This window comes from Mesorhizobium montanum, assembly GCF_033977145.1.
In the GTDB taxonomy this organism is placed as follows: Bacteria; Pseudomonadota; Alphaproteobacteria; order Rhizobiales; family Rhizobiaceae; genus Mesorhizobium; species Mesorhizobium montanum.
In genome coordinates, this window is sequence record NZ_JAVIJF010000020.1 from 13,953 (window position 1) to 34,851 (window position 20,899).

At 63.3% G+C, this 20,899-nt stretch carries 17 protein-coding genes; 10 read left to right on the forward strand and 7 right to left on the reverse strand.

Going from position 1 to position 20,899, the window contains the following annotated elements; genetic code table 11:
• Positions 1-231 precede the first annotated feature (231 nt).
• Positions 232-1,449, forward strand: a complete 1,218-nt coding sequence (gene glcE / locus RFM68_RS24780; protein ID WP_320235664.1) for a glycolate oxidase subunit GlcE — start codon at positions 232-234, stop codon at positions 1,447-1,449.
• A gap of 109 nt (positions 1,450-1,558) precedes the next feature.
• On the forward strand, positions 1,559-2,884 hold the full coding sequence (glcF, locus tag RFM68_RS24785) for a glycolate oxidase subunit GlcF (protein ID WP_320235665.1): 1,326 nt from the start codon (positions 1,559-1,561) through the stop codon (positions 2,882-2,884).
• 6 nt (positions 2,885-2,890) lie between these two features.
• On the opposite strand, the gene RFM68_RS24790 is transcribed toward glcF, so the two are convergent.
• Together RFM68_RS24790 and RFM68_RS24795 are read right to left on the reverse strand one after the other, a co-directional pair.
• Positions 2,891-3,811: a bifunctional 5,10-methylenetetrahydrofolate dehydrogenase/5,10-methenyltetrahydrofolate cyclohydrolase gene (locus tag RFM68_RS24790; protein WP_320235666.1), complete on the reverse strand. Its 921-nt coding sequence runs from the start codon at positions 3,809-3,811 to the stop codon at positions 2,891-2,893.
• 344 nt (positions 3,812-4,155) lie between these two features.
• Positions 4,156-4,896 (reverse strand): L,D-transpeptidase, encoded by a 741-nt coding sequence (locus tag RFM68_RS24795; protein WP_320235667.1) that lies wholly within the window; start codon positions 4,894-4,896, stop codon positions 4,156-4,158.
• Between the two features lie 213 nt (positions 4,897-5,109).
• Here RFM68_RS24795 and RFM68_RS24800 point away from each other — a divergent pair, with 213 nt between their 5' ends.
• Positions 5,110-5,748 (forward strand): DNA-3-methyladenine glycosylase I, encoded by a 639-nt coding sequence (locus RFM68_RS24800; RefSeq protein WP_320235668.1) that lies wholly within the window; start codon positions 5,110-5,112, stop codon positions 5,746-5,748.
• A 96-nt stretch (positions 5,749-5,844) separates the two neighbouring features.
• Here RFM68_RS24800 and RFM68_RS24805 read toward each other — a convergent pair whose 3' ends face one another.
• A complete protein-coding gene (locus RFM68_RS24805; RefSeq protein ID WP_320235669.1) occupies positions 5,845-6,081 on the reverse strand; it encodes a hypothetical protein in 237 nt (78 codons plus the stop codon).
• 226 nt (positions 6,082-6,307) lie between these two features.
• Between RFM68_RS24805 and hisS the strand changes: the two genes are divergently transcribed.
• The 5 genes from hisS to RFM68_RS24830 all read left to right on the forward strand — a co-directional run bounded on the left by hisS (position 6,308) and on the right by RFM68_RS24830 (position 12,550).
• Positions 6,308-7,810: a histidine--tRNA ligase gene (gene hisS, locus RFM68_RS24810; protein ID WP_320235670.1), complete on the forward strand. Its 1,503-nt coding sequence runs from the start codon at positions 6,308-6,310 to the stop codon at positions 7,808-7,810.
• A 174-nt stretch (positions 7,811-7,984) separates the two neighbouring features.
• Entirely contained in the window at positions 7,985-9,103 is a 1,119-nt protein-coding gene (locus tag RFM68_RS24815) for an ATP phosphoribosyltransferase regulatory subunit (protein ID WP_320235671.1), read from the forward strand.
• Positions 9,100-9,798, forward strand: coding sequence for an ATP phosphoribosyltransferase (gene hisG, locus RFM68_RS24820; RefSeq protein ID WP_320235672.1), 699 nt, complete (start codon positions 9,100-9,102; stop codon positions 9,796-9,798). Before RFM68_RS24815 ends, hisG begins: the two co-directional genes overlap by 4 nt.
• A gap of 71 nt (positions 9,799-9,869) precedes the next feature.
• Positions 9,870-11,636, forward strand: a complete 1,767-nt coding sequence (locus RFM68_RS24825; protein ID WP_320235673.1) for an AMP-binding protein — start codon at positions 9,870-9,872, stop codon at positions 11,634-11,636.
• 161 nt (positions 11,637-11,797) lie between these two features.
• Positions 11,798-12,550, forward strand: coding sequence for a class I SAM-dependent methyltransferase (locus RFM68_RS24830; RefSeq protein ID WP_320235674.1), 753 nt, complete (start codon positions 11,798-11,800; stop codon positions 12,548-12,550).
• A 129-nt stretch (positions 12,551-12,679) separates the two neighbouring features.
• Here RFM68_RS24830 and RFM68_RS24835 read toward each other — a convergent pair whose 3' ends face one another.
• From RFM68_RS24835 to RFM68_RS24845, 3 genes are read right to left on the reverse strand one after another with little or no spacing between them, the layout of a single operon-like run.
• Positions 12,680-13,450 (reverse strand): glycosyltransferase family 2 protein, encoded by a 771-nt coding sequence (locus RFM68_RS24835; protein WP_320235675.1) that lies wholly within the window; start codon positions 13,448-13,450, stop codon positions 12,680-12,682.
• 28 nt (positions 13,451-13,478) lie between these two features.
• Positions 13,479-14,399, reverse strand: coding sequence for a UbiA family prenyltransferase (locus RFM68_RS24840; protein ID WP_320235676.1), 921 nt, complete (start codon positions 14,397-14,399; stop codon positions 13,479-13,481).
• Positions 14,396-17,137 carry a hypothetical protein gene (locus RFM68_RS24845; protein WP_320235677.1) on the reverse strand — a complete coding sequence of 914 codons (2,742 nt, stop codon included), beginning with the start codon at positions 17,135-17,137 and terminating at the stop codon, positions 14,396-14,398. Before RFM68_RS24845 ends, RFM68_RS24840 begins: the two co-directional genes overlap by 4 nt.
• A gap of 245 nt (positions 17,138-17,382) precedes the next feature.
• Between RFM68_RS24845 and RFM68_RS24850 the strand changes: the two genes are divergently transcribed.
• Positions 17,383-18,204 (forward strand): sulfotransferase family protein, encoded by an 822-nt coding sequence (locus RFM68_RS24850; RefSeq protein WP_320235678.1) that lies wholly within the window; start codon positions 17,383-17,385, stop codon positions 18,202-18,204.
• A gap of 203 nt (positions 18,205-18,407) precedes the next feature.
• Here RFM68_RS24850 and RFM68_RS24855 read toward each other — a convergent pair whose 3' ends face one another.
• Entirely contained in the window at positions 18,408-18,734 is a 327-nt protein-coding gene (locus tag RFM68_RS24855; protein ID WP_320235679.1) for a hypothetical protein, read from the reverse strand.
• 48 nt (positions 18,735-18,782) lie between these two features.
• Here RFM68_RS24855 and RFM68_RS24860 point away from each other — a divergent pair, with 48 nt between their 5' ends.
• Positions 18,783-20,894 (forward strand): glycosyltransferase family 4 protein, encoded by a 2,112-nt coding sequence (locus RFM68_RS24860; RefSeq protein ID WP_320235680.1) that lies wholly within the window; start codon positions 18,783-18,785, stop codon positions 20,892-20,894.
• Positions 20,895-20,899: the final 5 nt, after the last annotated feature.

The window sequence follows — 20,899 nt, forward strand, 5'->3', positions numbered from 1 at the left end:
GTTGGCGCTTGACCACCCCCCTCTGTCCTGCCGGACATCTCCCCCTCAAGGGGGGAGATTGGCTGTCGCTTTTGGTTTCGCCAATCTCCAACGTGGGCAGGATGGCGGCGCGCTGACACTACCGATCTCCCCCCGAGAGGGGGAGATGTCCGGCAGGACAGAGGGGGGCGCGAAGGAATGCGACCTATCACCTCTCCCCCGCTTTGCGGGGGCGAGGAAAGGCGCTTTCCCATGACCACATTCACCCCCTCCGCCCCAGCCGAAGTCCTGTCCACCATCCAATGGGCGGCGGCAGAGGAAACGCCTGTAGAAATCCTCGGCCATGGCTCCAAGCGCGGCATCGGCCGACCTTTGCAGGCCGAACACACGCTGGACCTATCGAAGCTCACCGGCGTCACGCTCTACGAGCCGGCCGAGCTGGTGCTGTCGGCGCGCGCCGGCACGCCGCTCGCCGAACTCGAACACCTGCTCGCCGAAAACGGCCAGCAATTCGCCTTCGAGCCGATGGACTATGGCCCGTTGCTCGGCGGCGAGCCGGGCCAAGGGGGCAAGAACGGCACCATCGGCGGCGTGCTGGCTTCGAACCTGTCCGGTCCGCGACGGCTCAAGGCAGGTGCGGCGCGCGACCATATCCTTGGCGTTGCCGCCGTCTCCGGCCGTGGCGAAGCCTTCAAGTCGGGCGGCCGCGTGGTCAAGAACGTCACTGGCTACGACCTCTCCAAGCTGATGGCGAACAGCTGGGGCACGCTCGCCGTTCTGACAGATGTTACTTTCAAGGTCCTGCCCGCGGCCGAGACTGAGGTGACTTTGGCCATTCGCGGCCTGCTCGACGATGCCGCTGTGGCCGCCATGGCGCTGGCGCTGGGCTCCAGCGCCGAAGTATCGAGCGCGGCGCATCTGCCGGAGCGGATCGCCGCGCGCGTCGCCGCCAGCCGGCTGAGCAGCGACGCCGCGACGCTGCTGCGCATCGAGGGCTTTGGCCCATCGGTCGACTATCGCGTCGAGGCGCTGAAGCAACTGCTCGGCAAGGCCGATCCGCTTGAAGAAATTGCCGGTGACGCCTCGAAAACCATCTGGCGCGACATCCGCGACTGTACGCCTTTCGCCGATGCCGGCGCGCGGCCTGTCTGGCGCGTCTCGATGGCGCCGTCGCATGCGCACCGCATGGTGATGGCGCTGCGCATGCAGGCGGCGGTCGATGCATTCTATGACTGGCAGGGCGGCTTGGTGTGGCTGTCGATGCGCGAGGACGACCCGGAGGCCGAGTTGCTGCGAGGGCTGATCCGCAGATATGGCGGCGGCCATGCGACGCTGGTGCGGGCGTCCGCCCCGCACCGCGCGGCTTTGCCGGCGTTCGAGCCGCAGCCGCCGCATCTGGCGGCGCTGTCGGCGCGGCTTAAGGCCGAGTTCGATCCGAAGCAGATTCTCAACCCCGGCCGCATGGCCTAGAGCAACTCCAGGAATATTGTGAGCGGTTTTCCGTCCGGAATAGCGTCAAAACGAAGGATAGAGCGGGTCGCCGTTTCCATGAAACGGTGAAACGCTCTAGGACAGAAATATGCAGACCAATTTCTCAGTCGCGCAGCTTGCCGATCCGCATGTCGCGGAATCGGAGAAGATCCTGCGCAAATGCGTGCATTGCGGCTTCTGCACCGCCACTTGCCCAACCTATGTGACGCTGGGCAACGAGTTGGATTCGCCACGCGGCCGCATCTACCTCATCAAGGACATGTTGGAGAACGGCCGGCCGGCCGACAAGGAGATCGTCACCCATATCGACCGCTGCCTGTCCTGCCTTGCCTGCATGACGACCTGCCCCTCGGGCGTGAACTACATGCACCTGGTCGATCATGCCCGCGCCCATATCCAGGAGACCTACAAGCGTCCGCTGCTCGACCGCCTGACGCGCGCCATGCTGGCCTTCGTGCTGCCTTACCCGACCCGTTTCCGCGCCGCGCTGAAACTGGCCGCGCTTGGCCGGCCGTTCATCGGCCTGTTCGAAAAACTGCCCGCGCTGAAGCCGGTCGCGGCCATGCTCAGGCTCGCACCCTCGTCGATCCCGCCGGCATCGCCCGCGGCGAAGCCGGGCACGCATGTCGGGCAGGGGTCGAAGCGCGGCCGCGTCGCCATCCTCACCGGTTGCGCGCAATCGGTGCTCGATCCGGCCATCAACGACACGACCATATCCCTGCTGACAAGGCTGGGCATCGAGGTCGTCGTGCCGGAAGGCGAGGGCTGCTGCGGCGCGCTTGTCCATCACATGGGCCGCGAGGCGGCAGCACTTGCCTCGGCTAGGCAGAATGTCGACGCCTGGACGCGCGCCGCCGAGCAGGGCGGGCTCGACGCCATCATCATCACCGCATCGGGCTGCGGCACGACGATCAAGGATTACGGCTTCATGCTGCGCCTCGATCCGGCCTATGCCGAAAAGGCGGCGCGCGTCTCGTCGCTGGCCAAGGACATTACCGAATATCTTGCCGCCCTCGACCTGCCCGAGCCGGTGCGCAAGCCAGGCACGATCATCGCCTATCACTCGGCCTGCTCGATGCAGCACGGCCAGAAGATCACGCGCCAGCCGAAGGACCTTCTTGCCAAGGCGGGATTCGTCGTGCGCGAGCCGCGCGAGGCGCATCTGTGCTGCGGCTCGGCCGGCACCTACAACATCCTGCAGCCCGACATCTCGGCCAGGCTGCGCGACCGCAAGGTGAAAAATATCGAAACGACCGGCGCCGAGATCGTCGCCACCGGCAATATCGGCTGTATCACCCAGATCGCGTCCGCCGCTAAGCTGCCGGTGGTGCACACGATAAAACTGCTCGACTGGGCCTATGGCGGCCCGAAGCCGGAAGGCGTTTCGGACGCCAAGCTGACCGCTGCGGAATAGTCGAGGCTATTCCGCCGCGATTTGGTCCGCCACGCCGTAGGTGGCGCGATAAAGCGCGCGCTGGCGGTTGAGCGCCACCATGGTGTTGCGCAGCAGGATCGCAACGGTGAGCGGGCCGACTCCGCCCGGCACCGGGGTGATCCAGGACGCCACTTCCTTGACGCTCTCGGTGTCGACATCGCCGACGATGCGGCTTTCGCCGTCCGGGCCGATTTCCGAATTGATGCCGATGTCGATCACGCAAGCTCCCGGCTTGACCATGTCGGCCTTGATCAGCCTGGGTTTGCCGACGGCGACGAACAGCGCGTCGGCGCGGCGCGCATGGGCGGCAACCGAGCGCGTCATGTGATGGCAGACCGTCACTGTCGCGCCTTCGCTCATCAGCAGGAAAGCGATCGGCTTGCCAACGATCTCGGAATGGCCGACGACCACCACCTCGAGCCCCTTGAGGTCGAGCCCGGTTTCCTTGAGCAGCTCGACCGAGGCGGCCGCCGTGCAGGGCGCCAGATCGAGCTGGTTGTAGACGATGTTGCCGATCGAGGCCGGGTGCATGCCTTCGACGTCCTTCAGCGGATGCACCGCCGCCTGCAGCGTCTTGATCGGGATATGCGCCGGCACGGGTCGCTGGATGATGATGCCGGTGACGCGCGGGTCGGCGTTGAGGCCGTGGATCGCCGCTTCCAGTTCACCGGCGGTGATGTCGGCGGTGAAGCGCCGCTCCTCGAAGCCGATGCCGGCAAGTGCCGCCTTGGCCCGCTGGTTGCGCACATAGACATCGACCGCGGCGGTATCGCCGACGGTGATCGAAACCAGCTTCGGCGGGAAGCCTTCCGCCTTGGCAATCGTTGCGTCCTCGCACACCGAAGCGATGATGCGCTGGGCGACCGGGCCGCCTCTCAAATAGCGGCTGTCGTCGGTCCGGGTCATGGCTGGCACCTCTGCCTTCTGGAGCAATTCGAGGAAAAGCGCTGAAGCGGCTTTCGGTCCGGAATTGCGTAACAACTGAGATTTGTGCGCTGCAATAGCAGAGGCGCACGAGGAAATCAGCCCCGGAAACGAAACGCCCTGCTTTCAGGACGACTCGCCTCAAAACGAAAAAGGCAGCACGGTTGCCCGCGCTGCCTTTTCGTGACCGGCCGTATCCCCACACGGCCCGTCCCCCGTTAACTCTTCACCGGTTTAAGCACATTCTGCGGGATCGCACTATGACTTGGCGGCAACAGCATGAGACTAAAAAGTGCCGCGCCGTCTAACCGGCAGATTCGCGTTGACTAAATCACCTCGACCGTGGTTCCGACATTCACGCGCTCGTAGAGGTCGACGACGTCTTCGTTGCGCATGCGGATGCAGCCGGAAGACACCGAGCCGCCGATCGTCCAGGGCTGGTTGGTGCCGTGGATGCGGTATTCGGTGGTGCCGAGATAGAGCGCACGCGCGCCGAGCGGGTTTTCGATGCCGCCGGCAAGATAAGTCGGCAGATAACGGCCCTTGGCCGCCTCGCGCTTGATCATCTCCGCCGGCGGGCGCCAATCGGGCCACTCGCGCTTGTTGGAGATCTTGTGCGTGCCCGACCACTCGAAGCCCGGCTTGCCGGTGCCGACGCCGTAGCGCCGCGCCTTGCCATTCTTCTCGATGAGGAAGAGGAAATTCTGGTGGGTGTCGATGACGATGGTGCCCGGCTTCTGCGGACCGTCATAGGCGACTTCCTGCGGCAGATAGATCGGGTTGATCTGCGGTCGCATCGCCATGCGCTTGGCCGGCTGCTGCACGGCCGCGGTGCGCTGCTGGTCGGGCTGCGCCTGGAACAGCCGGCGCAGCGGCTGCTGCGTTGCCTGTCGCGCCGGGCGCACGATACCGGGCGCATGGCCAAGCTGCAGCACCCAGGGTGCCGAGAGGTCGGGGCTCACCATCACCGGCGGCACGTCGGCATAGCGGTCATTGGCATGGGAAGCCGTGGCACCGGCGGCAAGAACCGCCACCGCGCCAAGCAGGGAACAAAACGCTGTCTTCATCGGAACGCACCTTGATCGTCGAACTCATCCGGAGCGGGAAGGCCCTCGGTTTCGCGATCCTTGGCGCGGAGCGGCAAGCAAAACATGAATCGGAATGCGTAAAATGCGGAACTGTCAGTAAACCTTTTGGTGTGGTTACCGGCCGGTTCAGGAATCTGGTAAAGCCACGGTAAAATCGGCGCTGAGGCGCGTTAACGAATGGATTTGCTAGCGATGGCAACTGAACATGCCGGCATTCTCGATGGCCCCGACGGCAAGGCGCGCTGCTTCTGGCACGGCAATCTGCCGGACTACCTCCACTACCACGACCACGAATGGGGCCGGCCGGTAACGGATGATCGCCGGCTGTTCGAAAAGATCTGCCTGGAAGGGTTCCAGTCGGGCCTGTCGTGGCTGACCATCCTGCGTAAGCGCGAAAATTTCCGCGAGGCCTTCGCCGGTTTCGACTTCGACAGGGTGGCGGCGTTCACCGATGAGGATGTCGAGCGCCTGCTCGGCAATGCCGGCATCATCCGCCATCGCGGCAAGATCGTCTCGACCATCAACAACGCCAGGCGCGCCCGCGAGATGGTCGACGAGTTCGGTTCCTTGGCCGCATGGTTCTGGAAATTCGAGCCGGGTCTGGACGAGCGGCCGTCGGTCGTCGACCTTGCGCATCTGCGCGCCAATCCGACGACGGCGGTCTCGGTGAGAATCTCGAAGGAATTGAAGAAGCGCGGCTGGAGCTTCGTCGGCCCGACGACCGTCTATGCCTTCATGCAGGCCATGGGCCTGGTCAACGACCATCTCGAAGGCTGCTACTGCCGCCCCGAGGTGGAGAAAGAGCGCAAGAGGCTCAAAAGGCCGAAGTAGGGCGCTTTTGCCTTCTCCCCGTTCACGGGGAGAAGGTGCCCGAAGGGCGGATGAGGGGCGGCGCCGACTTTTGAGATTTCTCGGTGAACCCCAAACTCAGAGGCTGCCGGTGCCGGCCAGGAACAGCCCGGCAACGATCGCCGCTACGGCCGCGAAGGCGGGGTAGATCACCAGCAGGCCGGTCACCAGCGCATCGCCCACCGTAGGCTTACGCGCCTGCGTCGGAACTTCGAACGGCCCGGCCGGCTGCTGCATGGGCTTGAGCATGGTGCCGCCGGCAGGCCGCAGCCTGGCAGGCGTGCCGCTCTCGATGATGCCTTTAGCCGTCGTCATGGCCCCGAACCCCTTGTTTCGGCGCGCTTTATGGTCGTCGATTGTGTCGGCAGCATGCCGCGCCGATGGCGGAATTGTTTCGTTTTCGGCGTGGTTTGTTTCAGCTCCGCCTTCCTCCTCCGCCTGTTGTGGGAGAAGGAAAGGGCCTACCCTTGCCGCTCCAGGCCGCATCGTTTAGGAAACGCGCGCCCGGATTAAGCCAGCGTCTACAGAGAAGATCATCCCCATGGCCGACAAATCGGAAAAGACGAAAGCGCGGCTGCCGCGCGGTTTTGCCGACCGCAGCGCCGAAGACATCCGCGCCGTCGAAAAGATGATGGCGACCATCCGCTCGGTCTATGAGCTCTACGGCTTCGAGCCGGTCGACCAGCCGATGATCGAATACACCGATGCGCTGGGCAAGTTCCTGCCCGACCAGGACCGGCCGAACGAGGGCGTGTTTTCCTTCCAGGACGACGACGACCAGTGGCTCTCGCTGCGCTACGACCTGACGGCGCCAACAGCGCGCTTCGTCGCCGAGAATTTCGAGAGGCTGCCGAAACCCTATCGCAGCTATCGCTCCGGCTGGGTGTTCCGCAACGAGAAGCCTGGCCCCGGCCGCTTCCGCCAGTTCATGCAATTCGATGCCGACACGATCGGCACGCCCGGCGTGGCGGCAGACGCCGAGATGGCGATGATGATGGCCGACGTTATAGAGGCGCTGGGCATCAAGCGAGGCGACTACGTCATCCGCGTCAACAACCGCAAGGTGCTCGACGGTGTGCTGGAAGCGATCGGACTTGGTGGTGATGAAAATGCCGGCCGCCGGCTGACGGTGCTGCGCGCCATCGACAAGCTGGACAAGCTTGGCCCGGAAGGCGTGAAGCTTTTGCTTGGCCCGGGAAGATGGGATGGCGGCAAGGAAGGCGAAGGCGATTTCGCCAAGGGCGCCGGGTTGAATGATGCACAGACCGAGGCCGTTCTTCTCGCAACGGCAAGGAACGGACAGGCCGGCCAGGATTCCAGCGTCAGTGCCAACGCTGTGTACCAGGAAGGCGTCGGCGAACTTGCAACGATTGAAGCTCTCGTCAGGGCGGCAGGATATGGCGAGAGCCGCATCGCCATGGACCGTTCGGTCGTGCGTGGCCTCGAATACTACACCGGCCCGGTCTTCGAGGCCGAGCTTCTGGCGGAAATCCCCAATGAGGATGGCCAGATCGTGCGCTTCGGTTCGGTCGGCGGCGGCGGCCGCTATGACGGGCTGGTCTCGCGCTTCCGCGGCGAGCCGGTGCCGGCGACCGGTTTTTCGATCGGCGTCTCCCGGCTGATGACGGCGCTGAAGAACCTCGGCAAGCTCGACGTCTCCGACGTCATCGCCCCGGTCGTCGTGCTGGTCATGGACAAGGACACGGAAAGCCTCGGCCGCTACCAGAAGATGGTCGCCGACCTGCGCGCCGCCGGTATCCGCTCCGAAATGTATCTTGGCGGCGCCGGCATGAAGGCGCAGCTGAAATACGCCGACCGCCGCGGCGGCCCGGTCGCAATCATCCAGGGTGGCGACGAGCGCGCCAGGGGCGAGCTGCAGATCAAGGACCTCATCGAAGGCGCGCGGATGTCGGCCGAGATCACCGACAACGCCGAATGGCGCGCGGCACGGCCGGCGCAGGTGACGGTGGCGGAGGGTGAACTGGTCGCCGAGGTGAAGAAGATCCTGGCGGCGCAGGCGGAGGAGCGGGTACGTGGCAGGTAAAGCGCCAACCTCCCCTTCTCCCCTTGTGGGAGAAGGTGGCCGAGCGAAGCTCGGTCGGATGAGGGGTGTTCCAGGAAACGCCGACGCCTCATTCCTTCCAGCACCCCTCATCCGTCTCGACGCTGCGCGCCGATCCACCTTCTCCCACAAGGGGAGAAGGGAAGGTGGCGCATTATGACCACCCGCCCCGCCATCGCCGCCGACATCACCAAACTCTTCGCCGAGCGCCACACCCACGCTGTCGAAGTTGCTGTCCTGCAGCCGGCCGATCCGTTCCTCGACATGGCGGGCGAGGATCTCCGCCGGCGCATCTTCCTGACGGAGAGCGAGACCGGCAAGACACTGTGCCTCAGACCGGAATTCACAATTCCGGTCTGCCTCGACCACATCGCCAGCCAGGCCGGAACGCCGCGCCGCTACTCCTATCTCGGCGAGGTGTTCCGCCAACGCCGCGAGGGCGGCAACGAGTTTTTCCAGGCCGGCATCGAGGATCTCGGTGACCGCGACACGGCCGCCGCCGACGCCCGCTCGCTGGCCGACGCGCATGCGCTGCTGTCGCTGGTGCTGCCCGGCCGGCCGCTCGCCATCACGCTTGGCGACCAGACCCTGTTCGAGGCGGTGCTGGCGGCCCTTGGCCTGCCGCGCGGCTGGCGCATGCGGCTTGCCCGTGCCTTCGGCTCGGCGCCCATGCTGGAAGCCGCCCTTGCCGATCTCGCCAACCCGCCGCGCAACAGCCAGCTCTCCGGTCCGGTCGCCCTGCTGGTGCTCGACGGCGATGCGGAAGGCCTTGCCGCACACATTGCCACCGGCATGGAGGAGGCCGGGCTGTCGGCATCGTCCGGCCGCGCGCCGGCCGACATAGCGCGGCGGCTGATCGAGAAAGCGCAACTGCGCAGCGTGCGGCCGTCCGACGAAGCCTTCTCGGCGCTGAAAGGTTTTCTCGAGATCGACGTCGCGCTTGACGGCGCCACTGCGGCGCTCGAAAAATTCGCCGCCGATGCCGGCCTGTCGCTCGGACCGGCGCTGGAGAATTTCGCCGCCCGCGCCAAGGTGATAGAGGCGCATGGCCTGTCCTCGGCGAAAATCCGCTATGACGCCGCCTTCGGCCGTCCGCTCGACTATTATACCGGCCTCGTCTTCGAGATTGCTGCTGGCGATGGCGATCGCCCGCTGGCCGGCGGCGGCCGCTACGACCGGCTGCTGACGCTGCTCGGTGCAAAAAAGCCGATCCCTGGCGTCGGCTTCTCGGTCTGGCTCGACCGTATCGAAGCCTTGCGGGAGGGCGCGCGATGATCACGCTGGCGATCCCGTCGAAGGGCCGTCTCAAGGAGCAGTCTCTCGAAGTGCTGGCCAAGGCCGGCCTGGCAGTCAGTCTTCCGGAGGACGATCGCAGATACCGTGCCCGCATCGACGGCCTCGACAATGTCGAGGTGGCCTTCCTTTCGGCGTCCGAGATTGCCGGCGAAATCGGCCAGGGCGCGGTCGATCTCGGCATTACCGGCGAAGACCTTCTGCGTGAAAGTCTCGCCGACTGGGACGCATGCGCCGAGATCGTCGCGCGCCTCGGCTTCGGACATGCCGACGTCGTGGTGGCGGTGCCCGACATCTGGCTCGATGTCGAGACCATGGCCGACCTCGACGATGTCGCCGCCGATTTCCGCCAGCGCCACGGCCGGCGCTTGCGCATCGCCACCAAATACTGGCGGCTGACGCAGCAGTTCTTCTCGCTCAAGCACGGCATCCAGGTCTACCGCATCGTCGAAAGCCTAGGCGCCACCGAAGGCGCCCCGGCGGCCGGCCTGGCCGACGTCATCGTCGATATCACCACCACTGGCTCGACGCTGCGCGCCAACCACCTCAAAGTGCTGGGCGACGGGGTGATTCTGAAGTCGCAGGCCTGTCTCGTCGCTTCGAAGAAGCAGCGTGATGCGGCCGATGAGGCGCTCTTGCAGGACATCGCCGCGAAGGTGGCCGCGCTGATCGCGTAACCCCCTACCTTCGGCGGGTTTCCTCTGCCCCGGCAGGCTGATAGGCTGACTTGTCCCGGGAGGAGACGGCGATGGCGATCAAACTCGACGAGCTCATGAACGCCACCAATCTGCGCGGGCATCGCGCCAGTGGCACCTTCATTGCCCCAGTGGGCGGCAAGGCGCATGTCTCGGGCGACCGCTCGGTGCCTTTGCTCGACAAGACCATTCCCGAACTGTTTTCCGACACGGTGAGCAAATACGCCACGCTCGACGCCGCCGTCTTCGTCGGCCAGGACAAGCGCTTCACCTGGAGCGAGTTGTCGGACGCGGTCGACGCTTTAGCCGCCGGCTTCCTGGCGCTTGGCCTGGAAAAGGGCGACCGTGTCGGCATCTGGTCGCCGAACCGTTGGGAGTGGCTGGTGACGCAGTTTGCCACCGCGCGCGTCGGCCTCATCCTGGTCAACATCAACCCGGCCTATCGGCTGACCGAGCTGGAATTTGCCCTCAACAAGGTGGGCTGCAAGGCGCTGGTCACCGCCGTAAGCTTCAAGACCTCCGACTATCTCGGCATGATCGGGACGCTGGCGCCGGAGATCGCCTTGGCCGAGCCCGGCAAGCTCAAGGCGAAAAAACTGCCGGCGCTGAAGATCGTCATCCGCATGGGCGACGACAACTCGCCCGGCATGTTCAATTTCGGCGATGTGCTGGCCATGGCCGGCCGCGACGAGCATGACAGCCTCGACCGCATCTCGGAAAGCCTGAAGCCGGGAGATGCCATCAACATCCAGTTCACCAGCGGAACGACCGGCGCGCCGAAGGGAGCGACGCTGACGCATTCCAACATCGTCAACAACGGCAATTTCGTCACCTCGGCGATCAGGCTCACCGTCGATGACCGGCTCTGCATCCCGGTGCCGCTCTACCACTGTTTCGGCATGTCGATGGGCACGATGGGCTGTGTCACCAAGGGTGCCACCATGGTTTTCCCGGGCGAAGGTTTCGATGCCGGAGCGACGCTGAAAGCGGCCGCGCAGGAACGCTGCACCGGGCTCTACGGCGTGCCGACCATGTTCGTCGCCATGCTCGACCATGCCGATTTCGCCGGCTTCGATCTTTCCAGCCTGCGCACCGGCATCATGGCCGGCTCACCGTGCCCGATCGAGGTGATGAAGAAGGTGGTGTCGATGATGCATATGGGCCAAGTGACCATTGCCTATGGCATGACCGAGACCAGCCCGGTCTCCTTCCAGAGCAGCGTCGACGACCCGTTGGAAAAGCGCGTCTCCACCGTCGGTCGCATCCATCCGCATGTCGAGGTCAAGGCGGTCAGCGCCGATGGCGCCACCGTCGCGGTCGGGGAGCCTGGCGAACTCTGCACGCGCGGCTATTCGGTGATGAAGGGCTATTGGGACGATGCCGAAAAGACCCGAGAAGCGATCGACGCCGACGGCTGGATGCACACCGGCGACCTCGCCACCATCGATGCCGAGGGCTATTGCAACATCGTCGGCCGGGTGAAGGACATGGTCATTCGCGGCGGCGAGAACGTCTATCCGCGCGAGGTCGAGGAATTCCTCTACCGCCATCCGAAAATCAAGGAAGTGCAGGTCTTCGGCATTCCCGACGACAAGTATGGCGAGGAACTCTGCGCCTGGATCGTCTTGAAGCCCGGCCAGATCGCCACCGTCGAGGAGATCAAGGCCTTCTGCGCCGGCCAGATCGCCCACTATAAGGTGCCGCGCTACATCCGCTTCCGCACCGAACTGCCGATGACGGTGACCGGCAAGCCGCAGAAGTTCCTGATGCGCGAGGCGATGGTGGAAGAACTGGGGCTGGTGGTGCAGAAGACGGCGTGAACCACTCGGCGACGCTTTCGTCAAGCCCGACGGAGAACTGGAGTTAATCCGCCATGCCGTCCTGGTCGATGAAGGGTCTGTGGCCGCGGCAAGCGGAGGCAACCGCAGAAATTGGCGGAACAAGCTCCCTGCCGGCCGAACTGCCCATTCCGCCGTTTGAAATGCGGCAATTGGTCGGCCCGACCGATCCGGAGATGTTCGACAATCCACGCGGCGAGCCTGTCTTTGCGGACGTGCCGGAGGGTGCCTACGACAATGTATTCGACTTCGGCTCGGGCTGCGGCCGGCTTGCCAGGCAGATGATGCAGCAATCGCCGGTGCCGGCCAGATACCGGGGCATCGACCTGCACGAAGGCATGGTGAGGTGGTGTCATGAGAATTTGACGCCCGCCAACCCCGGTTTCAGCTTCGCGCACCACAACGTCTTCAATCCCGGATTCAATCCCGATCCGTCCTTGCCGCGTTTCGCTCCATTCCCGATCGAGGACGGCGCCGTGACATTGATGATTGCCTGGTCGGTCTTTACCCACACCACCCAGCGGCAGACCGAGCACTACATCAAGGAGACGGCGCGGGTCCTTCATGATCGCGGAATTCTCGTCTCGACATGGTTCCTGTTCGAGAAGAAGAATTTCCCGATGATGCAGGATTTCCAGAACGCGCTGTATATCAACGAATTCGACCCGACGAATGCGACGATATTCGACCGGACCTGGCTGGTGGACTTGCTTGCGAGCGCCGGCCTGCAGGTGACGTTGGCGAAGCCCCCGGGGATCAGGGGCTTTCAATGGGTGCTTCACATCAGCAAGAAAGGGCAGGGAGCGCCGGTCGAACTCGGCGAAGACGTTGCTCCCTATGGCAGGAAGCCGCCGCCGGTGGTGACCCGGGATCCATCCAGGATAGGACGTCCTTGATCCGCGTCAGAGCAATTCCAGGAAAAGTGCGTAGCGGTTCTCCGCCCGGAATTGCGCAAAAACAAGCACGTGGAGCGGTTCAGCGATTCCGTGAAATGCTGAACCTCTCCAACCTGGCATCGGTCGGCATCAGGACAAAATGCGAAACCGGATCAGATACCAAAGCGCTCTGATCCCGTCGCGCCAGCCGATCTTCTTGCCCTCGTCGTAAGTCCGGCCGTAGTAGCTGATGCCGACTTCATAGATGCGCAAGCCACCGGCACGCGCGATCTGGGCGCTCATTTGTATTTCGCAGCCAAAATCATCGCAGGTGAGGCGCAGCCGCTCTTTGACGGCGCGGGTGAACATTTTATAGCAGCATTCGATGTCGGTGAGCGTCTGGTTGTAGAGCAGGTTGAACGTCAGCGAGATGACCCTGTTGGCCACATAATGGTGGAAGTACAAGGAACGGTGCGGCCGGCCATAGAAGCGCGAGCCGTAGACCACGTCGGCAACTTTGCGCCTGGCGATGAGATCGTACATGACGGCCCAGTCGGCGGGATCATATTCGAGATCGGCGTCCTGGATGACGATCACATCTCCGCTGGCAGCGGCAAGTCCGGTGCGCACCGCGGCGCCCTTGCCGCTGTTCTCCTGGTGATAGGTTGGCCGAATGATGGTCCTGACCGCAGGTTGGTCATCGGCGATGACGAAAGCATTGTGCGCGTCGACGCTCATATTGCCGCCGGAGCGAGGACCATCCGGAAAATTGGTGCGCAACCACTCGCGGGTTCCGTCGGTGGACCCGTCGTCCACGACAATGATTTCCTTGTCGACGGCCGGCAGCGCCTCGCTGACCATGGCGAGCACGCCCGGAAGGGTTGCCACCTCGTTGAAAACCGGGACGATTATCGAAAGCAACGGAGCGGCGCCTGGCTGTTTACCCGGATTATGATGCCGACAGGGATGTCAGCGTGGCTACGACCGTCACGATGCCGATGATCGCGTAAAGCGCACGGTAGCGGCGCTGGAGGCTGACCAGGCTTTCAAAGGTCAGGCCGGCCCGCAGCGCTCGCACCGACGCCGCGAGATGCAGCGGATAGAGCACCGCAGCCAGCATCAGCACGCGCGGGACGACGCCGAATATCGCGAGCCCGACCAGCAACACATAGGCCGCCGTAAAAAGCACCAGGCCGGCAACGAAACTTTGCCTCTTGCCGAAGGCGACCGCATTCGTCCGGATATCGTTGAACGTGTCGCCCTCATGGTCGCGTGCTTCATGGGTGAAATGACCTGCGGTGAAGACGAGCGCAAAAAAGCAGCTGACGAGGAGGCCGCGCGCGTCGATTGCGGAAAAGGCCGCGTAGCCGAGGAGAAAGTGCAGCGCGCCGCCCGAAAGGTGAAGGGCGGAGCTGAAAAGCGGCGTACCCTTGAGGTGGAGGCCGGGCGCCGAATAAAGCGCGCTCAGGCCGGCAATTGACAGCCCGATGAAGAAAGGTGTCGCGCCGACCATCGCGAACAGCAACAGGCTGAGCCCCAGCAGCGAAAGTGCAAGATAGCCAACCTCGCTTCGCGACAGGCCCTTTGCGGCAAAGGTCCTTGCCGCCCGCTTGGGGTCGTTGAGGTCGCCGTCGATGCCGGACCAGTCGTTGAACACAAAGACATGCGCGACCAGGCACAGATTGCCGGCGACGACGACGGCCGTCTCCAGCATGTTGTTCATCGTCAGGGCGCCGAGCGAAAGCGTCGCTCCGATCAGCGGTGTGCCCTGAAGCGCGCAGACCTCGTCGAAACGGATGCTGGACAGCAGGCGAGGCCATGATCGTATCGATCTGGAACGGATCGCAACTGCCGGTTCGAGCGGCGTCATATTTCACCACATTTCTGTTCGGAGCCGCTGGATCGGCACGGCAGCGTCGTCTGCACGGACTGGTTTGCGAAGTAAAGCCTCAGCCAGAGCGCATATCCGAGTTCCTGTGACCAGTAAAATCGCCGGACCGAGGCGCTAAGGTCATTGTGATAGAAAAGCGGTGGCGCACTGTTGAGCAGGGAAAAATCATTCCCGGCTATCTTGCCGAGAAGTTCGGCTGTCTCCAGGCGGCTTTGCGCCGTGGCATCGCCGTTTTCCGTTTGCCGTAGCAACTCGACCGCACGGGTCCAGATATCCTGGCCGGGCACTGTGCTGTGCAGCCGGGATGGCGGGATTTTCAGCTTGCAGCCGGCCTTGCGCACATCCACGCGCCGAAGAGCGAGCAGAAGAGGTGCCTTGGCGTAGTATACCCAGACGTCGTCATCATCCGCCTTGCGCACCATCGCTTCGCACAGCGCCTGTGCCGCGAGCGCATCCTGCCCGGCAAGCAGCATATAGACATGCGTCTGGATGCCGAGATCCGCCGGGTTAGGGTCCTTGCCCGGATCGAGGCACTGGTAACGGTCACGCGGCGCAAGCCAGGTCCGATAAAGGCCGTCCGGCCTTTTATACTGGTCGAGGGTGGCCAGCGCCGCCGACAGCAGCTCCGATTGCTTGCTGGGGGCTGTCCTCCAGACCAGGGCCGTATCGTCGGCGTCGGGAGTGATGGCGCAGCCAAGCGTTCCGATCGTCGGTGCGTCGGGCCGGCCATGGTATCGGACCAGACCATCCGACTCGATCTGGTCGCTCAGGTAATGGCGCACCCGTGCCAGCGTATCCTCGATCCCGGCTTCCTTCGCTACCGGGGTCATGACATCAAGCATCACCGCATTCAGGTACGTGTTCAGCTCCGGATGCGGCTCGACGAACTCCATGCCGCTGGTGAAGGACGTTAGCCAGTAGCCGGGCGCTTGCAGGCGTCCGGCCAGTGCCTGCTCTGCCTGAAGCGCTACATTCGTCAGATGCGAATCCGGCGCCAGGCTAAATTTGCGCTCCATGAGCATGCGGGTCGGCCCGCCCATCCGCGCGCGAACAAGCGCCGTCATCACGTGCTCGCCAGGCCCCAGCTGATCCACCGGGAAGGCGATACGCCAGCCCGCCGGACTTGACGTGCGAAGTGTTTGCACGACGTCGCTGCGCTCGAAGAACTTAGCCGTTCCGGCCATCGATTCGCCGTCGACCGACACCGCGACGTCCACCGGGGTTTTCCTGTCGACAAGCGCCCAGCCCATGACCTCGACCTGGCGCGATGTCGCGGCGGCCGGGTTTCCGGGTGGTGGGGCCTCGACAACTTTGATCTGGTCAACGCTGCCGCCGAGCTCGGCGAAGAGATCCATCGGAGCCGGTGGATGTCTCAGTTCGGCGATAAAGGCAGCATTGTTGATATCCCACGCCGGCCGCATCTTGTCCGGACCTGCCGCAGCCACCAGCACTTTGTCCGACTCGCCAGTGTACCAGAACGCGCCGATCGTCTGGATGGCGACTGCCAGGCCGCAGGCCAGCGCGAACACGGCTCGGCCTCTTGATGACAGCGCCGCCAGTACCGGCGGCAGCATCCATATCAACATCGGAATGAAATCGGTGAGCCACCGCGGCCCCCACGACGCGCCCTGTCGCCAGTCGACAAAAGCATAAAGGACCGCCTGCACGGCGACGGCGCAGAGCATCGCGATGGTGAGACCGCGCATCTTCGGGTCGCGCAGAACCGGTATCAGGAAAAGAGGCACGAACAACAGGAACGGCGAGAAGACGAAGAGACCGCGCATCGGGCTGAACAACAGGCCCGCGATGCCTTCGATCACGCCCTCGCTGTAGTCGTTGGGTCGATCGACCAGGGCATATGCACCGGCGATATTGCCGACGACCTCCAGATTGTAGGCGACGACCATTGCAACAGGGATCAGACCCGAGATCACGAACACCGGAATTCTGCGTCCGGCCCACCAAAGGCCGTAGAGTCCGAGGCTTGCTGCCAGGATGGCGTCAGGTTGGCGGTTGACTGCTATGAGAGCGCAAAGGAAGCCTGCCGCGGCCGCTCGCGCCGGGGTACATCGCCCGGTGACCAGCAGCATCGTTGCGACGATGAGCAACTCGGCCAGCCCATGCATCCAGAGTGCCTGGCTGCTGATCACCCAGGTCGTCGTGCCAAAGGCGTAGAGCAGGGAGAGAAGCGCGGCAATTCGCGGCGTGCTGCGCCGTCGCAGCACAAGATAGAAAAGCGCCACCGAAGCGGCCGCGAGTAGCGATGCGCAAAGCTTCTCCATGATCCGCGCGACCCTGTCGACCAGCAGCGGATTCCAGTTTCTTGCTTCCAGATATTTGACGGCCGGCAGATAGACCGGCGCGATCACCACCGGAACCGCGAGGGGATATTGCGAGATGAAATGACCGTCACGCCCCATCAATATCCAGTACGCGCTGCTGCCTTTGCCTTGAACCGCCGGCGGCTGGCGGCCCTGCGCGACCACATTCACGATGGGGTCGAGAAGCAGACTGTGGTTGCGCCAGATCGAAAAAGGCAGATAGCGCGCGCCATATGTGTCGCCTGCCGGGATCGACCGCATATTGGCGTTAAACACAACGAAGGCAACGAGCCCAAGGAGGAGTGCGATGGCGAAATCCCTGAGCCTGCTGCGCTGAGGATTCCCGGATGATTGTTCTTGCCCCGGCGCACGGGCCGAACGTGCTTCGGTTGGCAATGCCCTGACCCCGTGCCGTGCGATTTCGCAGCTGACCTATATCGACGCGGCTCGTATGCTTCAACAGCCGTTTCCACGCATTAACAAAAGACTGTCCGCCTGACGCCTTCGTGGACATGCGGAGCCAAACGGGCGTCACTGTCGCGAACCTCGCCATCAAAGCGGCAGAGCAGACAAAACAAAATTGTTCAAACGGCATTTACCTGACTTGCAGCCCGGTCAGTTTGTCGCGAAGTGAAGAGACTATGAGCGAGCAAAGCACCGCCCGGCCCGGTTTGCGAACGCGCGGCATCCAGGATGCCCGGCGCGTGAATCTGATTGGCGTCGGCGCTCCCCGCACGGCCACCACCAGCCTTGCCAGGATGCTGGCCGCGACGGGACAGGTTTTTGTTCCGGACGGGAAAGAGGTCAATGGCTTCGGCATCACGCCCGAGCTGACGCAGACACTCTACGATCTGCGTTTTGCGGAAGCGCGTGGGCAGCATCGCTATATTGCCGACTTCTCGCCGGTCTATCTGTCGGGCGCGTGCGTACCGCAGCGCATCAAGTCATACAATCCCGACGCCAGGATCATTGCCACGCTGCGCGAGCCGATAGCGCGCATGCTTTCGCAGTACTGCCACATGCGGCAGACACAAGACCCTTCCCTGGACAGCGATCTTCGCCTCGACGTGAATGCTTACATCAGGCGGGGTCTGTCCGATCTGCAAGCGGGCGACCCGGCGCCAGATCGCTGGTATTCCGCCGCGCTGAACGTCACGCATTCCTTCTACGGGCGGAGTCTCGAGCGCTATTTCGCGTGTTTTGCCCGGAAGCAGATCCTGGTTCTGATCTACGACGATTTGCTGCAACCTCGCGGTTTCTGGCGAAGAGGCCGTTGGGAGAGAGGCCTGCGGTCATTCCTTGGCGTCGCGGTCAATCGGCGGGTATGGGAAAACCAGGCGGCGGATGAACAGTTGACAGTCGAGCCGGATCTTGTTGCCGAGCTGAGAGCGCTTTTTGCTCCGCAGGTTAAGACTGCGGGAAGATTGATCGGACGCGACCTGTCGGCACTTTGGGGGTATTGAACGGCCAAATGCCCCGCGAGCCGGCCGGAAAGACGGTTAGGCGCTGGTCAAGCTTGCCTTTGGCGCATCGATATGATCTCAGGGCCGACTTGCGCTATGGACCGCAAGTCAAAGGCGGACCGGGACCTGGAGTTGGTGTGGCAAGGACCGCGTTTTTCACGATCTCGTCCTGGAATTACCTGCACTATGCGCGCGCGCTTGCCTCATCTCTGGCCGCGTACCATCCGGACGTCGCACGCATAATCGCCATCGCCGATACCGGGCGCGATGACCTGACCGCCGGCGATTTCCCAGAATTCGACAAATGCGTCTTCTTCGACGAGCTCGATCTGCCGGATCGTCAGGCCTACAGCTTCCGATACGATGTCATGGAGTTGAACACGGCGATCAAGCCGACACTGTTTAGCCGGCTGTTTGCCGAGGGATATGATCGCGTCATCTATCTCGATCCCGACATCATAGCCTATCGTCGTTTCGACGAGCTGTTCGATGTTCTCGACGGCGGGGCATCGTCGGTTCTTACGCCGCACGCGCTGGCGCCGAATTTGCACCCGGACAGCCCGAACGATCTGACGTTCATGCAGGCCGGCGTCTTTAATCTGGGCTTCATGGCTCTGGCCGACACGCCCGAGACGCTTCGGTTGCTGAAATGGTGGGAAACACGCTTGCGCACCGAATGCGTCTCCAACCGGGTTGCCGACGGCCTTTTCGTCGACCAGAAATTCATCGACCTGTGGCCGGCCTACTGCCCGGGAACGAGCATTCTGCGCAATCCGGCCTACAATGTGGCGTACTGGAACCTCGACAGCCGCCCGGTCAGACGGAGGGGCGATGCCTATGAGGTCGATGGTGTGCCGCTCGCTTTTTTCCATTTCAGCGGCGTGGTCCCGGGGAACCGGTCGATCCTGTCGAAGCATCAGAGACGATGGAAGCCCGGCAGCACCCCTGAACTGCAGGCGCTTTTCGACGATTATCATGATCGTCTCGAGAAATTCGGACTGCACCGGTTCTCAAGAATCCCGTACGGTTTCGGAACCTTCACCGACGGGACCGGCATTCCGGATGCGGCCAGGCGCCTCTTTCGCGAGCAGCTCGAACCTTTTTCAGGAGATCCGTTCGCGGATTTGCCCGCCTACCTCAACCGCCCGGCGGACCTTGATCCGAATCCTGACGGGGTCGTCACGCGATTTGCCCATGCGCTCTGGACGACACGGTCCGATCTGCGGGCGCACTTCGACCTGCGGGGAAGCCAATCGCAGCTGAGCTACGCCCATTGGTTCGTTTCCGGGGGTGCCGCCGAAGCGAAAGTTCCTCCGGAATTCATACGACCCGTCGCGAAAAGAATTTCCGATCTCGGGGCGCAGGCCAGGAAACCCACGGGCAACTCGAAGCTCGCAGCCGATGCCGCGCGGGTCGCCTATCGGCTGCTGATGAAAGTTCAGCCCAACATCGGATGGCTCTACAGGCAGGTCCCGCCGGCGACGCGCAAGCGTTTTCTTGACGGATTGTTCAGGCGCGCCTGGCCCGCCGCCTTTGGTGGCGGATCGTTGCCGCTCGGTCATGGGGTATCGCTTATCGGTTATCCGTTCGCCGAGATCGGTGTCGGAGAGGCCATGCGGTCGCTTGCCCGCTCGATCGAAAGCGCGGACGTCAGCTATGAGGTCGTGAACTTTGATGAGCAGGTGCGTTCCTCGCAGAAGGATCGCGCGCTCGAGGATCGGCTCACCGACACGCCATCGAAAACGGTCAACATCTTTTGCGTCAACGCCGACATGCTGAGGTCCACGGTTCGTGGAGTGGGCAGCGCCGTGCTCCAGAACCGCTACAATATCCTGCGTCCCTTCTGGGAACTGCCGCGCATCCATCCGCAATGGATCGACGGCCTCCGGCAGGTCGACGAAATATGGGCGCCAACGAGCTTCGTTCGGGATGCGTTTGCCTCCGAGATCGATCGTCCCGTGATCCACGTGCCGGTGTCGGTTTCAGTGCCGTCCGACGTGCGATCGAACAGGGACCGCTTCGGCATTTCGAGTGACGCGACCGCTTTTCTGTTCGCGTTTGACTTTTCCTCCTACCCTACCCGCAAGAATCCCCAGGCGGTGCTGGAAGCTTATCTTCGCGCGTTCGGGCAGGATAGGAAGCGGAACGTTTCCCTCGTCATAAAGACGATGGGCCAAAGCGCCCAGAGGGTCGAAATACTGAACTCCGTGCGGCGCCTGGCGCAGGACGACTGCAGGATCGTCTTGATCGACGATGTTCTGAGCCGCGCCGACATGTACAGCCTTACCGCGTCTTGCGACGTTTTCGTCTCCTTGCACCGTTCGGAAGGCTTTGGCCTGGGTATCGCCGAAGCGATGGCCCTCGGCAAGGCGGTCATCGCCACGGATTTTTCGGGCAGCAGGGATTTCGTAAGCGGCGAAACCGGCTTCCCCGTCCCGTGCAGATTGATCGACGTCGAACCGGATCAGTATCCGTATTTCGTCGAGGGACAGAAATGGGCCGAACCCGACATCGATGAGGCGGCGCGTATCATGGCCTCGCTTGCCGATAATCGCGACATGGCGATCGTCGTCGGCGGCGCGGCGAAGTCGTTTATAGCGAATTTTCACAGCCCGCAGGCAGTAGGCAGGATCGCCGAGACCAGGCTGAAGCAGATCTACGGCCATCGCAACGCGCTGGTGGGGCGCTGACGGCG

What these genes read in the sequence shown, in the direction of transcription:
- glcE (WP_320235664.1), top strand. Translation starts at nt 232, where the DNA reads ATGACCACATTCACCCCCTCCGCCCCAGCCGAAGTCCTGTCCACCATC.
- glcF (WP_320235665.1), top strand. Translation starts at nt 1,559, where the DNA reads ATGCAGACCAATTTCTCAGTCGCGCAGCTTGCCGATCCGCATGTCGCG.
- RFM68_RS24790 (WP_320235666.1), bottom strand. Translation starts at nt 3,811, where the DNA reads ATGACCCGGACCGACGACAGCCGCTATTTGAGAGGCGGCCCGGTCGCC.
- RFM68_RS24795 (WP_320235667.1), bottom strand. Translation starts at nt 4,896, where the DNA reads ATGAAGACAGCGTTTTGTTCCCTGCTTGGCGCGGTGGCGGTTCTTGCC.
- RFM68_RS24800 (WP_320235668.1), top strand. Translation starts at nt 5,110, where the DNA reads ATGGCAACTGAACATGCCGGCATTCTCGATGGCCCCGACGGCAAGGCG.
- RFM68_RS24805 (WP_320235669.1), bottom strand. Translation starts at nt 6,081, where the DNA reads ATGACGACGGCTAAAGGCATCATCGAGAGCGGCACGCCTGCCAGGCTG.
- hisS (WP_320235670.1), top strand. Translation starts at nt 6,308, where the DNA reads ATGGCCGACAAATCGGAAAAGACGAAAGCGCGGCTGCCGCGCGGTTTT.
- RFM68_RS24815 (WP_320235671.1), top strand. Translation starts at nt 7,985, where the DNA reads ATGACCACCCGCCCCGCCATCGCCGCCGACATCACCAAACTCTTCGCC.
- hisG (WP_320235672.1), top strand. Translation starts at nt 9,100, where the DNA reads ATGATCACGCTGGCGATCCCGTCGAAGGGCCGTCTCAAGGAGCAGTCT.
- RFM68_RS24825 (WP_320235673.1), top strand. Translation starts at nt 9,870, where the DNA reads ATGGCGATCAAACTCGACGAGCTCATGAACGCCACCAATCTGCGCGGG.
- RFM68_RS24830 (WP_320235674.1), top strand. Translation starts at nt 11,798, where the DNA reads ATGCGGCAATTGGTCGGCCCGACCGATCCGGAGATGTTCGACAATCCA.
- RFM68_RS24840 (WP_320235676.1), bottom strand. Translation starts at nt 14,399, where the DNA reads ATGACGCCGCTCGAACCGGCAGTTGCGATCCGTTCCAGATCGATACGA.
- RFM68_RS24850 (WP_320235678.1), top strand. Translation starts at nt 17,383, where the DNA reads ATGAGCGAGCAAAGCACCGCCCGGCCCGGTTTGCGAACGCGCGGCATC.
- RFM68_RS24860 (WP_320235680.1), top strand. Translation starts at nt 18,783, where the DNA reads ATGCAGGCCGGCGTCTTTAATCTGGGCTTCATGGCTCTGGCCGACACG.